At 52.6% G+C, this 816-nt stretch carries 3 protein-coding genes; all 3 read left to right on the top strand.

Annotation, left to right across the window (positions count from 1 at the left end; translation table 11 throughout):
- Window positions 1-194: hypothetical protein (locus NP590_RS20455; RefSeq protein WP_256604597.1), on the top strand; the 194-nt coding region annotated here is incomplete at its 5' end.
- On the top strand, window positions 191-382 hold the full coding sequence (locus NP590_RS20450; RefSeq protein ID WP_256604596.1) for a type II toxin-antitoxin system HicA family toxin: 192 nt from the start codon (window positions 191-193) through the stop codon (window positions 380-382). The genes NP590_RS20455 and NP590_RS20450, both read left to right, overlap by 4 nt.
- Complete coding sequence (locus NP590_RS20445) at window positions 379-795, top strand: type II toxin-antitoxin system HicB family antitoxin (RefSeq protein WP_256604595.1); 417 nt, start codon at window positions 379-381, stop codon at window positions 793-795. The genes NP590_RS20450 and NP590_RS20445 overlap by 4 nt, the downstream gene beginning before the upstream one ends.
- Window positions 796-816 lie beyond the last annotated feature (21 nt).

The raw sequence follows: 816 nt of genomic DNA, 5'->3' as shown, positions 1-816 counted from the left end.
TGCGGGAGGCTGCCGAGCCATGCAACGCGGCTTATTGTTACGAAATTCCTCAAGCAATCGTAACGCTAAGCCCTAATTTGTATTCTCTGCCGCCGGCGCCGCCCAATTATCAAAACCTACAACCCGCTCCGGCGGGTTTTTTTATACCAAAAAAGATAGATAGCTATACCAAAAATGGTATAATGGCCCCATGAACGGAAAACAAGTCATTGCAAAACTCAAAGCCGAAGGTTGGTGCCTGGTCAGGATTGAAGGCAGTCATCACATTTTGGAAAAGCCCGGATGCTTTCGAGCCGTTCCCGTGCCGGTTCACGGCTCGAAAGATATCGGTATCGGTCTGTTAAAGGCTATTGAAAAACAAACAGGGGTTAAATTGAAATGAACGTTGCATACCCATATACCGCCAACCTCGAAGAGGACGGCGCTTATTTCGTCCAGTTTCGCGACCTGGAAGAAGCTTTTACGCAAGGCGAAACCATCGAAGAGGCCGTTTTTAACGCCGCCGAAGTCTTAACCGGTATCCTGGCCTATAGGCTCGATCACAACCAGGATATTCCGGAACCATCGCCCATGCGTCCAGGTGATCGCATGGCGACGCCAAGCGTCGAAGTGCAATCCGCCTTACTTCTGCGCCAGGCTAGGGCAGGGCGTTCTCTGTCTGATCTGGCCAACGCCATGGAAACCAGTTGGCCGGCTGTTCAGCGGCTTGAAAACCCGCATCACTGGCCAACTCTCAAGCAGCTGGACAAGGCAGCACGGGCGCTTGGAAAGCGCCTCGTGCTGTCCTTGGAATAGCCGCGTGGACTCCGAAGGAGT

This window comes from Methylomonas subterranea (genome assembly GCF_024505185.1).
Lineage (GTDB): Bacteria > Pseudomonadota > Gammaproteobacteria > Methylococcales > Methylomonadaceae > Methylomonas > Methylomonas subterranea.
Note: the sequence above shows the minus strand (reverse complement) of the source record. Positions and strands in the feature narration are given on the sequence as shown.